Raw genomic sequence first — 16,551 nt, forward strand, 5'->3', positions numbered from 1 at the left:
AGAAGGGCATGAAAGCTTCATTCTTACGGCACCTGTGACAAAATAGCATACGTTTTACCGCAGCATACCGGAGTCCATGCCATGCAGGATCGTAACTTTGACGATCTCGCGGATAAATTTTCGCAAAATATTTACGGCACCACCAAAGGCCGGGTGCGTCAGGCAATCGTCTGGGATGAGCTTGAAGCCTTGCTTCCCAGCCTGACGTCCTCGTCTCCCTCACTGAACGTGCTGGATGCGGGCGGTGGCATTGGGCAAATTTCCAGTGGACTGGCCGCGCGGGGCCATCAGATTCTGCTGTGCGACCTCTCAGGTGAAATGTTGCGCCGTGCCCAGGAAAATGCGGATGCGCTGGGTGTGAGCCATAACATGCAATTCAAACAAATTAGCGCGCAGCAGGTCGGTGAACATTTGGATAAGCCGGTGGATCTGGTATTGTTTCACGCTGTGCTTGAATGGGTCGCTGAACCGGAAACCGTGCTGAAAGCCCTGTTTGATACATTGCGGCCGAGGGGCGTGCTGTCATTGATGTTTTATAACCTGCATGGGTTAACATTACGCACCCTGACGCTGGGCAATTTTGGTTACCTTCGTACCAACTTAACCAAGCGTAAGAAGCGCACGCTGTCACCGGACTATCCGCGCGATCCTGACGATGTGTCACGCTGGTTAGAGGCCTGCGGTTTCCAGATTGAACAGCGTGCCGGGATTCGGGTGTTCAGCGACTATATGAAGCCGCCTAAAGGCGAGCCAAAAAGCGACGACGAAATCATTGAGATGGAGCGGCGTTTTTGCCGTCAGGAACCCTTTTTAAGCTTAGGGCGTTACATCCACGTGACCGCGCGCAAACCCGGGCAGAAGGACGAATTATGAGTGAATTTTCCCAGACGGTACCGGAGCTGGTATCCTGGGCGCGCAAGAACGATTTCTCCCTTGCGCTGCCCGTTGAACGTCTGGCTTTTTTGCTGGCCATCGCCACGCTGAATGGCGAGCGCATGGACGGAGAAATGAGTGAAGGTGACCTGGTCGATGCGTTTCGTCATGTCAGCAAAGCGTTTGAACAAACCAGCGAAACCGTACTGGTGCGGGCCAACAACGCCATCAATGATATGGTGCGTCAGCGCCTGTTGAACCGTTTCACCAGTGAATTAACTGAAGGCAATGCAATTTATCGTCTGACGCCGCTGGCCATCGGCATCACGGATTACTATATCCGCCAGCGCGAGTTCTCCACGCTGCGGCTTTCCATGCAGCTTTCCATCGTTGCCGCTGAACTTAAGCGTGCCGCCGACGCTGCGCAGGAGAATGGCGATGAATTTTACTGGCATCGTAACGTATTCGCGCCGCTGAAATACTCCGTAGCCGAAATCTTCGACAGCATTGATATGACGCAACGCCTGATGGATGAGCAGCAGCAGGCGGTGAAAGCGGATATTGCGGAGCTACTGAATAAAGACTGGCGCGCCGCGATTTCAAGCTGTGAAATGTTACTGTCGGAAACTTCCGGTACGCTGCGTGAATTGCAGGATACGCTGGAAGCGGCTGGTGACAAACTCCAGGAAAATCTGCTGCGTATTCAGGATGCGACGCTGGACAGCCCGGATTTGGGCTTCGTCGATAAACTGGTGTTCGATCTGCAAAGTAAACTCGACCGCATCACCAGTTGGGGACAGCAGGCCATTGACCTGTGGATTGGTTATGACCGCCACGTACATAAATTTATCCGCACCGCTATCGACATGGACAAAAACCGTGTTTTTGCCCAGCGCCTGCGCGTATCCGTACAGAACTATTTTGACTCACCCTGGGCGCTGACTTATGCCAATGCCGAACGTCTTTACGATATGCGTGACGATGAGCTGACGCTGCGTAATGACGAAGTGATGGGCGAATTACCTGCTGAACTGGAGTTCGAAGAATTTAATGAAATTCGCGAGCAGCTGGCGGCCATGATCGAAGAAGCCTTAACGATTTATAAAACGCAGCAAAAACCGCTTAACCTCGCCGCCGTCATGCGCGACTATCTGGCCCAGTACCCGCGCGCGCGTCACTTCGACCTTGCGCGCATTGTCGTGGACCAGGCGGTGCGATTAGGTGTAGCGGAAGCCGATTTAGCCGGTTTGCCTGTGGAATGGCAAGCCATTAATGATTACGGAGCCAAGGTGCAGGCACATGTCATCGACAAATATTGAACAAGTGATGCCGGTTAAGCTGGCACAGGCACTGGCAAATCCGATTTTTCCGGCGCTGGACAGCCAGTTACGTGCCGGTCGCCATATTGGCATTGAAGAGCTGGATAACCACGCTTTTCTGATGGATTACCAGCAGTATCTGGAAGAGTTTTACACGCGCTACAACGTTGAGCTGATTCGTGCTCCAGAGGGCTTTTTCTATCTGCGTCCACGCTCAACCACGCTGATTCCCCGTTCCGTGCTTTCCGAACTGGACATGATGGTCGGGAAAATCCTCTGCTATCTGTATCTCAGCCCGGAACGCCTGGCGAATGAAGGCATTTTCACGCAACAGGAACTCTATGATGAACTGCTGTCCCTGGCGGACGAAAGCAAGCTGCTGAAGCTGGTTAACCAGCGTTCAACCGGGTCGGATCTCGATCGGGCTAAGTTACAGGAAAAAATGCGTGCGTCCTTAAGCCGCCTGCGCCGTCTGGGCATGGTGTGGTTTTTTGGCAACGACAGCAGCAAGTTTCGTATTACCGAGTCTGTCTTCCGCTTTGGTGCCGATGTCCGTAGCGGTGATGATGCGCGTGAAGCGCAACTGCGCCTGATCCGCGATGGCGAAGCGATGTTGCTGGACAACACGACGGCAGCCACAGAGGCTGATGACAGTGAAGAGAATGACAGCGATGCGGGTGATATCGCGGAGGAAGAGCAGGCATGATTGAACGCGGCAAATTTCGTTCGCTAACCCTGATCAACTGGAACGGGTTTTTTGCCCGAACCTTTGATCTGGATGAACTGGTCACCACGCTGTCGGGCGGGAACGGGGCAGGTAAGTCCACCACAATGGCGGCCTTTGTCACGGCGCTGATTCCTGACTTAACCCTGCTGCATTTCCGTAACACCACCGAAGCGGGCGCAACTTCAGGCTCACGCGATAAAGGCCTGCACGGCAAACTGCGGGCAGGCGTCTGCTACGCGATGCTGGACGTAGTGAACTCACGCCATCAACGTGTGGTGGTCGGGGTCCGGTTACAGCAGGTGGCAGGACGTGACAAAAAGGTTGATATCAAGCCCTTTAGTATCCATGGCCTGCCCACGGATACGCTGCCCACGGACATGCTCACGGAAATTCTGAACAGCCGTCAGGCGCGCGTGTTACCGCTTAACGAGGTCAAAGAACGCGTCGAGGCGCTGGAAGGTGTCCAGTATCGGCAGTACAGCTCGGTAACGGACTATCACGCGATGATGTTTGATCTGGGGATTGTGCCGCGTCGTCTGCGTACCGCCAGCGACCGCAGTAAGTTTTATCGCCTGATTGAAGCCTCTCTGTACGGCGGTATCTCCAGCGCCATCACCCGTTCTCTGCGCGATTATCTGTTGCCTGAAAACAGTGGCGTGCGTAAAGCGTTCCAGGACATGGAAGCTGCGCTGCGCGAAAACCGTATGACGCTGGAAGCGATCCGCGTAACCCAGTCTGATCGCGATCTGTTTAAGCACCTGATTTCTGAAGCCACCAGCTATGTATCGGCCGACTATATGCGTCATGCCAATGAACGACGCATCCACCTGGATAGCGCACTACAACTGCGCAATGAACTGTTCACCAGCCGCAAGCAGCTGGCGTCGGAGCAGTATCGCCACGTGGAAATGGCACGAGAGCTGGCTGAACACAGCGGGGCAGAGAACGATCTTGAAATCGATTATCAGGCCGCAAGCGATCACCTGAATCTGGTGCAGACGGCAATGCGCCAGCAGGAAAAAATTACCCGCTATGACAGTGATATTGAGGATCTGACACTTCGCCTGGAAGAACAGAGTGAAGTCGTGGCCGAAGCGCGTGAAATCCAGGAAGAAAATGAAGCCCGTGCTGAAGCGGCCGAACTGGAAGTGGATGAGCTGAAAAGTCAGTTGGCCGATTTTCAGCAGGCGCTGGACGTGCAGCAAACCCGTGCCATTCAGTATCAGCAGGCGTTACAGGCTCTGGAACGTGCGCGTTCGCTGTGTGAATTGCCTGAGCTGAACATCGACAACGCGGCGGAATGGCAGGCCAGCTTCCAGGCCAAAGAAGAAGAAGCAACCGGGCAGTTGTTGCGCCTGGAGCAGAAACTGAGTGTGGCCGAAGCGGCGCACAGTCAGTTTGAACAGGCCTTATCGCTGGTGACCAGCATTGCCGGTGAGGTCAGCCGTAAAGAGGCCTGGCAAGTCGGGCGCGATCTCCTGCGTGATGCCAGCAATCAGCGTCACCACGCCGATCAGCTTGCTTCACTGCGCCTGCGTCTGAGCGAACTTGAACAACGCCTGCGCGAGCAGCAGGAGGCAGAACGCCTGCTGGCGGAATTCTGCAAGCGTCAGGGGCAGCAATATGAGCCTGATGCGCTGGAAGGATTGCAGCGTGAACTGGAAGCCCAAATCGAGCAGCTGAACAGCAGCGTTGCCGATGCGGGCGAACAGCGTATGTTGATGCGTCAGGAGCTGGAACAGCTCCGTCAGCGCATCGCGACGTTGACCGCGCGTGCGCCGCACTGGCTGGCTGCGCAAGAAATCCTGACGCAGCTCAGCGAGCAAACCGGTCAGGCGTTGACCAGCAGCCAGGACGTTACGGAATACATGCAGCAGCTGCTGGAGCGGGAACGTGAAACCACTGTTGAACGTGATGAAGTGGCCGCAAGGAAACGTGAAATTGAGCAGCAGATTGAGCGCTTGAGCCAGCCGGGCGGTGCGGAAGATCCGCGACTGAACCAGCTGGCCGAACGCTTTGGCGGTGTGCTGCTGTCTGAGATTTATGACGATGTCACGCTCGACGATGCGCCTTACTTCTCCGCCCTGTACGGCCCGTCACGTCACGCCATTGTGGTGCCCGATCTTTCGCTGGTGCGTGAGCAACTGGATGGCCTGGAAGAGTGCCCGGAAGATCTCTATTTGATCGAGGGCGATCCGCAATCCTTTGATGACAGCGTGTTCAGCGTCGACGAGTTACAAAATGCCGTCGTGGTCAAGGTGGCCGAGCGCCAGTGGCGCTATTCCCGCTTCCCTAAAATCCCGCTTTTCGGCCGGGCGGCACGCGAAAACCAGCTGGAGTTGCTCAATAACGAACGCGATCGTCTGGCGGAACGGTATGCCACCCTGTCGTTTGACGTTCAAAAGACGCAGCGGCTTCATCAGTCATTCAGCCGTTTTATCGGTAGCCATCTGGCGGTCGCCTTTGATGACGATCCCGAAGCGCAGATTCGTCAGCTCGGCGCCCGTCGGGGTGAGCTGGAACGTGCGCTCAACCAGCATGAAAGCAACAATCAGCAGCAACGTCAGCAGTTTGACCTGGCCAAAGAGGGCGTTGCGCAGCTTAACCGCCTGTTGCCGCGCGTTAATCTGTTACTGGACGACACGCTGGCAGACCGTTGCGAAGAGATCCGTGAGCAGGTGGAAGACGCGCAGGAAGCCGCACGCTTCCTCCATCAGCATGGGGCGAAGCTGGCCAAACTTGAACCGATGCTGGCGGTGCTGCAGAGCGATCCGGAACAGCACGACCAGTTGCAGGCAGATTACCAGCATGCACAGCAGCAGCAGCAACGCGCGCGTCAGCAGGCTTTTGCGCTGACCGAGGTGGTACAGCGTCGCGCTCACTTCAGCTATGACGACTCGGCCAGTATGCTCGGTGGCAACACCGATCTGAGTGATAAGCTGCGCCAGCGTCTGGAGCAGGCGGAAGCGGAGCGCAGCCGCTGCCGTGAGCGCCTGCGTGCCCATCAGTCGCAGCTGACCCAGTATTCTCAGGTGCTGGCATCGCTGAAAAGCGCTTATGACGCCAAACGCGACATGCTGAAAGAGTTGCAGCAGGAGATGCAGGATATCGGTGTGCAGGCGGATGCCAGCGCGGAAGAACGCGCCCGTATCCGCCGTGACGAGCTGTATACCGCGCTCAGTCACAATCGTGCCCGTCGTAACCAGCTGGAGAAACAGCTCACTTTCTGCGAAGCCGAAATGGACAATCTGCAGAAGAAACTGCGCCAGCTTGAGCGCAACTATCATCAGATCCGCGAACAGGTGGTCAGTGCCAAAGCAGGCTGGTGCATGGTGCTGCGTCTGGTGAAGGACAATGGCGTGGAGCGGCGTCTGCATCGTCGGGAGCTGGCTTACCTGAGCGCGGATGAGCTGCGTTCAATGTCGGATAAGGCACTCGGTGCACTGCGCCTGGCGGTGGCGGATAACGAACACCTGCGCGATGTGCTGCGCCTGTCGGAAGATCCCAAACGACCAGAGCGTAAAATTCAGTTCTTTATCGCCGTGTATCAGCATCTGCGCGAACGTATCCGTCAGGACATTATCCGCACCGACGATCCGGTTGAAGCCATCGAACAGATGGAAATCGAGCTGAACCGTCTGACGGAAGAGCTGACCGCCCGCGAGCAAACGCTGGCCATCAGTTCACGCAGCGTGGCGAACATTATTCGCAAAACGATTCAGCGTGAACAGAACCGTATTCGCCAGCTGAACCAGGGGTTACAGACCGTCAGCTTTGGACAGGTGCGCAGCGTGCGGCTCAACGTGAACGTGCGGGAAACACACGCGATGCTGCTCGATACCTTGTCCGAGGAGCATGAACAGCATCAGGATCTGTTTAACAGCAACCGACTGACCTTCTCGGAAGCGCTGGCAAAACTGTATCAACGCCTCAATCCACAGATCGATATGGGACAGCGCACGCCGCAGACAATTGGTGAAGAACTGCTGGATTACCGTAACTACCTGGAGATGGAAGTCGAGGTGAATCGTGGCTCCGATGGCTGGCTGCGTGCAGAAAGTGGTGCGCTCTCTACCGGTGAAGCGATTGGTACCGGTATGTCGATCCTGGTCATGGTCGTGCAGAGCTGGGAAGAGGAATCACGCCGTCTGCGTGGGAAAGATATCTCACCCTGCCGCTTGCTGTTCTTAGATGAAGCCGCCCGTCTGGATGCGCGTTCAATCGCCACGCTGTTTGAACTCTGTGAGCGCCTGGAGATGCAACTGGTCATCGCTGCACCTGAGAACATCAGTCCTGAGAAGGGCACGACCTACAAACTGATGCGTAAAGTGTTTAACAACACGGAACACGTTCATGTCGTGGGATTACGGGGTTTCGCCGCCGATCCGCTGCCTGCCAAACGCGGCAGTGAAGCCGATTCGGCCAGTGAAACGACGACATAATATTCGTGCGGCAAGGATAGTCAAAAACAGCGCCATTGGTTAATCTGGTAACGGCATTTGTCGCAGGAGGCAAATGCCGTTTTTGTTTGTATACTCAGTCATATGAGTAACAGCCCGATTGCAGCTTTTTCCTCTCAGGCTGCGCGGTAGATTAATGAAGGGGGCAGGGATGTTACTGAATAAAGGCTTAACAATTCATCAGGTTAGTTCATGGCTGGTGCTGGCACTTGCCCTGAGTCCGTGCGTGCCGTCCCAGGCGGCTATCATCGCGGCCATGCCCGGTGTCCATTCGACCCAGGCCACCACCTCTGTTTCTGCCAGTCAGCAAAAAATTCGCCAGGCGTTTGCCAGTGACAGTCAGCCTTTTTACAGTGCTTCACTGGCCGCCCTGTATGCCGCACGAAATATGCAACCGATCTGGCAGGATCATGACGCCGTGCAGAAGTTTCAGCAGCAGCTGGCTGAGGTAGCGTTATCCGGCGTCCAGCCACAATTTACCCGGTGGGTGGAGCGTCTGACCGATCCATCCATTACCGGATTCGCCCGCGATGTGACACTGTCCGATGCCATGCTGGGTTATCTGCAGTTTGTCTCATCGGTTCCCGCACAGGGGGAAACGTGGCTCTACAGTACGGTGCCCTATAAGTTGGCGGTGCCGTCGGTGTCCGTCATTAATGCCTGGCAAAACGCCGTGAATGCGGGGCGGGCAGCGGCCTTTGTGAATTCGCTGGAACCGCAACATCCGCAGTATCCCTTAATGCACAAAGCGTTAATAAACCTGCTTAACGATAAACAGCCGTGGCCGCAAATCAAAAATCGCGACACGGTAAGGCCCGGTCAGGTCAGTGATGATGTACCGGCACTGCGGGAAATCCTGCGGCGCAGCGGTATGTTAAGTGCACAGACGACGGCACCTGCACCGAATGACGATGCGGTTCCTACTGCGCCAGTTACGGTCAGCCACAGTGAACCCGTCGCGGTCAGTCCGTCTGCCGTTGCCGTAAACGCTATTCCGCCGCCACCGCCAGGCGCGCCGGACAACGTACAAGTGGCACCTACGGCGACAAGTGGCGTCAATGTCTATGACGATAATCTGGTTGCAGCGGTAAAACGCTTTCAACAGTGGCAGGGGCTGGACGCGGATGGTGCCATTGGTCCGCGTACGCGTGAATGGCTGAATGTGTCACCTCAGCAACGTGCCGCCCTGCTGGCGCTGAACATTCAACGCCTGCGTTTGCTGCCGGATGATATGCACAACGGCATTATGGTCAACATTCCTAATTACTCGTTGAATTATTACAACAACGGCACCCGGGTGCTGACATCGCGGGTGATTGTGGGCCGGCCAGACCGTAAAACGCCACTGATGCGCAGCGCGCTCAACAACGTGGTGCTGAATCCGCCGTGGAATGTGCCTACCACGCTGGTGCGCCAGGACATCATTCCAAAAGTGAAACAGGACCCGACGTACCTGTATAAGCATGGATATACCCTGCTGTCGGGCTTGAGTGCGGATGCGGAGGTGATCGATCCCACCATGATCGACTGGAGTATGGTGTCTGCCTCGTCGTTCCCGTACCGAATTCGTCAGGCGCCGGGGCAGACTAATTCACTGGGCCGTTTCAAATTTAATATGCCCAGTTCAGATGCTATCTATTTGCACGACACGCCCAATCATAATCTGTTCCAGCGTGATATTCGCGCACTCAGCTCGGGCTGCGTGCGGGTCAACAAAGCGTCAGAACTGGCGGGCATTCTGCTGCAGGATGTAGGCTGGAATGATGCCCGTATCTCAGGGACGTTAAAACAGGGTGATACGCGCTATGTGCCTATTCGCCATCGGATACCGGTTAACCTGTATTATTTAACCGCCTGGGTCGCGGATGATGGTAAAACGCAGTTTCGTACAGATATTTACAATTATGATAATACTGCCCGTTCCGGGAGTCTGGTGCTGAGTCGCGCGCAGCAGTTGCTCCTCTAACGGTTGATTTTTAACCGTAAGTGCGCATTGCGCACGGGAAGATGACCTGAGAAAGGCGGTGTCTCCGATGAGGCGCCGTCTTCCAAACTTGCCAGACATGGGTTGACGTGCTATCGCGAGAAAGTTATGGTTCCGCCAGTGCGTTTTTTGCACGTGTCATTGGCTCTGTTCTCAGGTAAAACGCTTCATGTCTACAATTGATTCTGTCCGTCGCAAACTGTTGTTTTGCGGAAGTGCCGCTGCGGGACTGGCTTTGTTGCCGACGTCAGCGATGGCTTCACTCTCTACGTCACGACCGCGCGTCTTAACGCTGAATAACCTTCACACGGGTGAAACCCTCAAAACAGAATTCTTCAACGGTAAAAGTTACGACAAGAGCGAGTTATCGCGTCTTAACCATTTTTTCCGTGACTACCGCGCCAATAAAATCAAAAGTATCGATCCCCACCTTTTCGATCAGCTCTACCGCCTCCAGACGCTGCTGGAAACGCGTAAGCCCGTTCAGCTGATCTCGGGCTACCGTACTCTGGCCACCAATAATATGCTGCGCGAATCTGGTCCTGGTGTCGCCAAACACAGCTACCACACCAAAGGTCAGGCGATGGATTTCCATATTGAGGGGATTAGTCTGGCGAATGTCCGGAAAGCTGCGTTAAAAATGCGGGCGGGTGGTGTAGGATATTACCCCAGCAGCAACTTTGTACATATTGATACCGGTCCGGTCAGGCACTGGTCGTAACGTCGGCAACGCTGCGGGTACCGACCATGGAGCGTTATGAATTATCACATTATCCCCGTTACCGCCTTCGCGCAGAACTGTTCGGTTATCTGGTGCGACACCACACGTGAATCTGCGATTGTGGATCCGGGTGGTGACGCCGATACAATCAGGCAAACGCTGGAACAGCTTGATTTAACGCCTGGCCAGATCCTGCTGACGCATGGTCATCTTGATCATGTCGGGGCCGCGGCGGAACTGGCGGCCTGCTGGAACATACCGCTGGTAGGCCCGCACAAACAGGATGCGTTCTGGCTTGAGGCATTGCCCACGCAGAGCCAGATGTTTGGACTTGAGTACTGCGCGCCGCTTACGCCCGATCGCTGGCTGGAAGAGGGGGACACTGTTCAGGTTGGTCAGGTTAATCTTGAGGTTCTGCACTGTCCCGGTCATACGCCAGGCCATATCGTGTTTTTTGACCGACAGTGGCGTTTACTGGTTTCCGGTGATGTGATCTTTAACGGTGGTGTAGGACGCACCGACTTTCCGCAGGGTAACCATCAGCATCTGATTGATGCCATCAAAAACAAAGTGTTGCCGCTGGGAGATGATGTGACGTTTTTGCCCGGTCACGGTCCGCTATCCACTTTAGGTCGTGAACGTCTGACGAATCCTTTTCTGCAATAAAAAATGGGCCAGTCAGGCCCATTTTTTTTCATAAGGACAGGATTACAGCACGGCGACAATCGCTTCACACAGGGCAGACATATTATCGGGCGTCATCCCGGCCACGTTCACCCGACCTGAGTTCACCGCATATACGCCAAACTCTTCACGCAGACGAATGACCTGATCTTTGGTCAGCCCGCTGAACGAGAACATGCCGTTCTGCTTAATGATAAAGCTGAAATCCTGCTGCGCCCCTTTTTCCGCCAGCGTATTCACAAACAGCTGACGCATGCGCTGGATACGCTGACGCATATCGGACAACTCCTGCTGCCAGATGGTACGGAGCGCGTCATTTCCCAGGATGGTTGCAACCACTGCCGCACCGTGTGACGGTGGGTTAGAGTAGTTCGCGCGAATCGTGTACTTCACCTGACTGAAGGCGGTATCGGCCGTGGCTGCATCGCTCGCCACCAGCGTAATCGCACCCACGCGTTCATTATACAGACCAAAGTTTTTGGAATAGGAACTGGCCACAATCAGCTCCTGATGGCTGGCCGCAAACAGGCGCAGACCTGCTGCATCTTCTTCCAGCCCACGGGCAAAGCCCTGATAGGCGAAGTCAAACAGCGGCAACCAGCCATTGGCTTTGGAAAGCGCAGCCAGCTGTTGCCACTGCTCTGCTGTCGGATCGATACCGGTTGGGTTATGGCAGCAGCCGTGGAACAGCACCACATCACCGGCTTTAACCGCTTTCAGCGAGGCCAGCATGCTGTCAAAGTCCAGCGTATGGTTGACCGCATCATAATACGAGTATTCACACACCTCGAGACCCGCGGCGTTAAACACGTTTTTATGGTTCGGCCAGCTCGGGTTGCTGACCCATACGCGCTTCACCGACGTCTGCGTGGCCAGAAAATCCGCAGCGACACGCAGTGCACCTGTCCCGCCTGGCGTCTGCGCGGAACGTACGCGGCCCGCCGAAATCAGGGCGTTGCCTTTACCAAATAACAATTCCTGAGTGCAGTGTGCGAAATCCGGCAGACCGTCAATGCTCAGGTAATTTTTGCTGGTCTCGTTTTCCAGCAGATATTGCTCTGCTTTTTTAACGCTGGTGAGCACCGGGGTTTTCCCGGTTTCATCTTTATAAACGCCAATACCGAGATTAATTTTATTCGGGCGGTCATCGGCACGAAACAGATCGGCCAGGCCAAGGATAGGATCGGCAGGTGCAGCAGAGATCGATTCAAACATGAGTCGGGTCCAGTAGCGTGAACTTTAGCAAATGAAGCATCAGGTTAACGTCAGCACGGCGAAATGCCAACCGTTTGCGATAAAATTCATTGTCCGGTCGGCAGAATTACCGGTACTTATAGGGAGAGGGGGGCCACGTATCGGCTACGCTGAATAAAGGCAATAAAAAACGGAGCCGAAGCTCCGTTTTTTGTACTGCATCAACAAACTTAGAACTGGTAAACCACACCCAGGCCGACTACGTCGTCGTTAGGAATGCCCAGTGGGTTGTTTTTGTCCAGCTGGTTGATTTTATAATCAACGTAGGTGGCCATGTTTTTGTTGAAGTAGTAGGTTGCGCCCACATCGAAGTATTTGTACAGGTCAGCATCGCCGATATTTTCGATGTCTTTCGCTTTAGACTGGACATAGGCCAGAGACGGACGCAGACCAAAATCGAACTGATATTGTGCTACCAGTTCAATGATCTGCGCTTTGTTAGCGTAGCCAGCGAATGATGCGTTGGTGAAAGTCTGACCATTGTTTGCAATAAAGTTGCCAGTAGAAGAAGATGAAATTGGTGCGGCATTGCGCATTTCACCATACATGGCAGCTAAGTAGATGTTGTTAGCATCATACTTCAGTGCAGTTGCCCAGCTTTCGGCATGCTTACCGGCACCCTGACCTGTTACGTCAGTAGTGGTAGTGGTGCTGCCATTGTTAGAATAAGTTGTCTGTCCACCAGCAGCCTGAGAATTAGTACGATCGCTGCTGCTATAGGCACCTACAATGCCCACGCCGATTGGCGAGGTGTAAGATGTTGACACACCCCAGCCATCGCCATTCGCTCTGCGATCACTACGGTTTGAGTTCTCATTTTTGCCCTGATACTGAAGCGCAAAGTTCCAGCCATCCACCAGACCAAAGAAATTGGTGTTGCGGTAGGTCAGCAGACCACCACTACGGCCATTCATAAAGTTATCAGAGTTACCTGAGTCACCACCGAAGACTGGCAGCATATCGGTCCAGCCGATTGCATCATAAACCACACCGTAGTTACGGCCGTAGTCGATTGAGCCAGCGTCGCCGAATTTCAGACCTGCGAAGCCCAGACGGGTTTTGTTACCGCTCTGTGCGTCAGAACCTTCAGAGTTATTACCCTGGATGTTGTATTCCCACTGACCATAACCGGTCATCTGGTCATTGATCTTGGTTTCGCCTTTGAAGCCGAAGCGGATATAAGTCTGATCGCCGTCATCGTCTGAGTTATCAGAGAACTGGTGACGCGCATCCACTTTACCGTACAGGTCCAGCTTATTGCCGTCTTTATTATAAACTTCTGCTGCATTGGCTGCGCCAGCGGCGAGCAGAGCAGGGATAACCACTGCCAGAATGTTGCGCTTCATCATTATTTATTACCCTCATTGGAGTTATTTGGACACCTGCCACTGCCGTCAAGAAATCTTTACATGAACCTTGAAAGAAGTTTGGTGTCTCCTGTGTCTGCACGCATCTTTCCATCCCCCATCGGGTAATTCTACTGTGAAAATGTTACAAAAGTCGTAATCTTGTTTCAAAGATAAAAAATTTATTTCTAAATGTAAAAACAACGGAACTTTGTGAGTCATATCAAAATTTACAAAAATAAAAAATGGCCGGCGAAGCCGACCTCTTTATATATATGAATTTCTTATATTAAATGCTGAAAATCAGAAGCTCGCATTACGTGGCGTACGTGGGAACGGGATAACATCTCTTACATTTTGTACGCCTGTGACATAGGCGATTAAACGTTCGAAACCTAATCCGAATCCGGAATGGGGAACGGTGCCATAGCGACGCAGATCACGATACCACCAGTAATCCTCTTTTTTCAGCCCCATCTCTTCCAGACGCGCATCCAGTACATCCAGACGCTCTTCACGCTGTGAACCGCCGATAATTTCACCAATGCCAGGCGCTAACACATCCATTGCGGCCACGGTTTTACCGTCTTCGTTAAGGCGCATGTAGAACGCTTTGATGTCTTTCGGGTAGTTTTTCACAACGACAGGCGCTTTGAAGTGTTTCTCCGCCAGGTAACGCTCATGCTCAGAAGACAAATCAATGCCCCAGGAGACAGAGTTCTCAAACGTCTGGCCGCAGTTCATCAGAATCTCGACGGCATCGGTATAGTCGACCTGCGCAAAGTCTGTGGTAACAAAACGCTCCAGACGAGCGATGGCGTCGTTATCAACGCGCTCGGCAAAGAACGCCATGTCGTCTGCACGTTCTTCCAGGACGGCTTTAAACACATACTTCAGCATGGCTTCCGCCAGATCGGCCGCATCATCCAGGGAGGCGAAGGCTATTTCCGGCTCCAGCATCCAGAATTCGGCGAGATGACGGCTGGTGTTGGAGTTTTCGGCCCGGAAGGTGGGGCCAAAGGTATAAATTTTTGACAGCGCACTGGCGTAGGTTTCGCCGTTGAGCTGGCCGGATACCGTCAGGAAAGCTTCCTTACCAAAGAAGTCTTCTGAAAAGTCGACTTTGCCCTGATCGTCACGCGGCAGGTTTTCCAGATCCAGCGTTGATACGCGGAACATTTCACCCGCACCTTCGGTATCGGAAGCGGTAATCAGCGGCGTAGAAACCCAGAAATAGCCGTTCTCATGGAAGAAACGGTGCAGCGCCTGCGCCAGCGTGTGACGAACACGGGCTACGGCACCAATCAGGTTCGTGCGTGGACGCAGGTGGGCCACTTCACGCAAATACTCAATGCTGTGACGTTTGGCCGCCATAGGATAGCTGTCGGGATCTTCCACCCAGCCTACCACCTCCAGCTTTGTCGCCTGGATTTCAAACGCCTGCCCCTGGCCCGGAGATGCCACAACGGTACCGGTGACAATGACGGAGCAGCCGGTAGTCAGGCGCAGCACTTCGTCCTGGTAATTATTCAGAGAATTATTGACGACGGCCTGAACGGGATTAAAGCAGGAGCCGTCATACACGGCGATAAAGGACAGACCGGCTTTTGAATCTCTTCGGGTACGTACCCAACCACGTACGGTGACTTCACTGTCAACCGCGACGCGACCGTGCAGTACATCCGCTACAGGCACTACGCTCATAAATATCTCTCTATATAGAAGAAGTGTGTGAATGAATTCCCCAGACTGGGGTGTTGCTATGTTACTTGCGAGTCAACAGGAAACAAGCAAAATTCAGGGGGAAGGGCAGATTTATTGCCAGGAAAGCGGCGCGCAGCGCGCCCCAGTCACATAGCGCTTAGCTGGCTTTTTTTACCAGTGGCAGGTCAAAGGCTTTTCTCAAGGCTCTGACGAAGGCTTTATCCTGACAAATGGTTTTGCCCGGACTGTCTGACAGCTTGGCAACCGGCTTCCCGTTACACTGCACCAGCTTAATGACAATATTGAGTGGCGTCACGCCGGGAATATCGCAGGTCAGTCGGGTGCCAATGCCAAATACTACGTGAGTACGCTGACCAAAGTGGCGATAGAGCGCCAGCGCTTTATCCAGATTCAGGTTGTCGGAGAACACCAGGGTTTTACTCTGTGGATCTATGCCCAGTTGCTGATAATGCGCCAGGGCTTTTTCACCCCATTCAACCGGGTCGCCCGAATCATGGCGTAAACCTTGGTAACGGCGGGCGAAGACCGGGCCGAAGTCGCGCAGGAAGGCGTCCATAGCGATGCAGTCCGTTAACGCAATACCCAGTTTGTCATCATATTCATCCAGCCAGGCCTGTAACGCGGCCCGCTGGCTGTTCGCCAGCACCGGACTGATTTGCTGAAAAGCCTGAAACCATTCGTGCGCCTGCGTGCCGACAGGTGTCAGTTCAAGACGGCGGGCCAGATCATAGTTGCTGGTGCCCATCAGCCAGGGAAAGTCCTGCTTCAGCGTACTGACAATGGCTTCCTGCACCGACCGGGAATAGCGGCGACGGGTACCAAAATCCATCAACCGAAAACGTGACATATCGGTATCCGCAATTTGCGTTTTAAACGTCGCCAGTTTCTGGTGCAGAAAGTCCACGGCCTGCTGGCTGCCGGTGTGTGGTGTACGATGGCGATGCACCACTTCGCTGATCAAGGCCAACAGGGGAACTTCCCACATGATGACCTCACGCCAGGGCCCCTGAATTCGGATGGCCAGCTTGCCGTTGTGATTTTGCACGTCGACCTGCTGGGGGTCATAGCGAAAATTGCGCAGCCAATTAAGGTAGTCGTCAGCAAAGAAGGGGAGGTCAGATAACCAGGCATATTCGGCGTCGGTCAGCGCCAGCGTCTGCATGGCATTGATCGCTGCACGGATTTCGTCAGCATAAAAACCCAGTAACTCATCGCTGCGGCAACGAAACTCCGCCGCTACCGTAACATCATAGTAGCGGTGGAAGACGGCTTGCTGCATATGAAGCTTATACGCGTCAGTATCCAGCAGCGAAGTCAGTATCGGGGAAGCATGTCCTGTCATGGCGCGTTTCGGCATCCTGTTCGGTGGCGCAGAGCCCGGTGTATTAAACGTCACAAAGACGCAAAAGTATAAATCACTAACAGACGGCGATCACAGCATATTTCAGGATAGCGAGT

11 protein-coding genes are annotated in these 16,551 nt (G+C 54.0%); 7 read left to right on the forward strand and 4 right to left on the reverse strand.

What is annotated here, in order from left to right; translation table 11 throughout:
• Positions 1–81: 81 nt before the first annotated feature.
• The 7 genes from cmoM to F7Q90_RS00640 all read left to right on the forward strand — a co-directional run bounded on the left by cmoM (position 82) and on the right by F7Q90_RS00640 (position 10,750).
• Positions 82–873, forward strand: coding sequence for a tRNA uridine 5-oxyacetic acid(34) methyltransferase CmoM (gene cmoM / locus F7Q90_RS00610; protein WP_006118634.1), 792 nt, complete (start codon positions 82–84; stop codon positions 871–873).
• Complete coding sequence (gene mukF, locus F7Q90_RS00615) at positions 870–2,192, forward strand: chromosome partition protein MukF (protein ID WP_006118635.1); 1,323 nt, start codon at positions 870–872, stop codon at positions 2,190–2,192. Before cmoM ends, mukF begins: the two co-directional genes overlap by 4 nt.
• Positions 2,173–2,898 carry a chromosome partition protein MukE gene (gene mukE / locus F7Q90_RS00620; protein WP_006118636.1) on the forward strand — a complete coding sequence of 242 codons (726 nt, stop codon included), beginning with the start codon at positions 2,173–2,175 and terminating at the stop codon, positions 2,896–2,898. Before mukF ends, mukE begins: the two co-directional genes overlap by 20 nt.
• Positions 2,895–7,361 carry a chromosome partition protein MukB gene (gene mukB, locus F7Q90_RS00625; protein ID WP_006118637.1) on the forward strand — a complete coding sequence of 1,489 codons (4,467 nt, stop codon included), beginning with the start codon at positions 2,895–2,897 and terminating at the stop codon, positions 7,359–7,361. The genes mukE and mukB overlap by 4 nt, the downstream gene beginning before the upstream one ends.
• Positions 7,362–7,530: 169 nt before the next feature.
• A complete protein-coding gene (gene ldtD, locus F7Q90_RS00630) occupies positions 7,531–9,345 on the forward strand; it encodes a L,D-transpeptidase (RefSeq protein ID WP_006118638.1) in 1,815 nt (604 codons plus the stop codon).
• Positions 9,346–9,532: 187 nt separating this feature from the next.
• The gene (locus F7Q90_RS00635) at positions 9,533–10,084 is read left to right on the forward strand and encodes a YcbK family protein (protein WP_006118639.1); all 552 of its coding nucleotides are present in this window, start codon (positions 9,533–9,535) and stop codon (positions 10,082–10,084) included.
• Positions 10,085–10,120: 36 nt separating this feature from the next.
• Entirely contained in the window at positions 10,121–10,750 is a 630-nt protein-coding gene (locus F7Q90_RS00640) for an MBL fold metallo-hydrolase (RefSeq protein WP_006118641.1), read from the forward strand.
• A gap of 42 nt (positions 10,751–10,792) precedes the next feature.
• Here the strand turns inward: F7Q90_RS00640 and F7Q90_RS00645 are convergent, their stop codons facing one another.
• The 4 genes from F7Q90_RS00645 to pncB form a co-directional block, all read right to left on the reverse strand.
• Positions 10,793–11,983, reverse strand: coding sequence for an amino acid aminotransferase (locus F7Q90_RS00645; RefSeq protein ID WP_006118642.1), 1,191 nt, complete (start codon positions 11,981–11,983; stop codon positions 10,793–10,795).
• A gap of 209 nt (positions 11,984–12,192) precedes the next feature.
• Positions 12,193–13,371, reverse strand: a complete 1,179-nt coding sequence (locus F7Q90_RS00650) for a porin (protein ID WP_006118643.1) — start codon at positions 13,369–13,371, stop codon at positions 12,193–12,195.
• Between the two features lie 300 nt (positions 13,372–13,671).
• A complete protein-coding gene (gene asnS / locus F7Q90_RS00655; protein ID WP_006118644.1) occupies positions 13,672–15,072 on the reverse strand; it encodes an asparagine--tRNA ligase in 1,401 nt (466 codons plus the stop codon).
• Between the two features lie 157 nt (positions 15,073–15,229).
• Positions 15,230–16,435: a nicotinate phosphoribosyltransferase gene (pncB, locus tag F7Q90_RS00660; protein WP_006118645.1), complete on the reverse strand. Its 1,206-nt coding sequence runs from the start codon at positions 16,433–16,435 to the stop codon at positions 15,230–15,232.
• Between the last annotated feature and the right edge of the window lie 116 nt (positions 16,436–16,551).

The sequence above is a fragment of the Pantoea stewartii subsp. stewartii genome, from assembly GCF_008801695.1.
Classification (GTDB): Bacteria; Pseudomonadota; Gammaproteobacteria; order Enterobacterales; family Enterobacteriaceae; genus Pantoea; species Pantoea stewartii.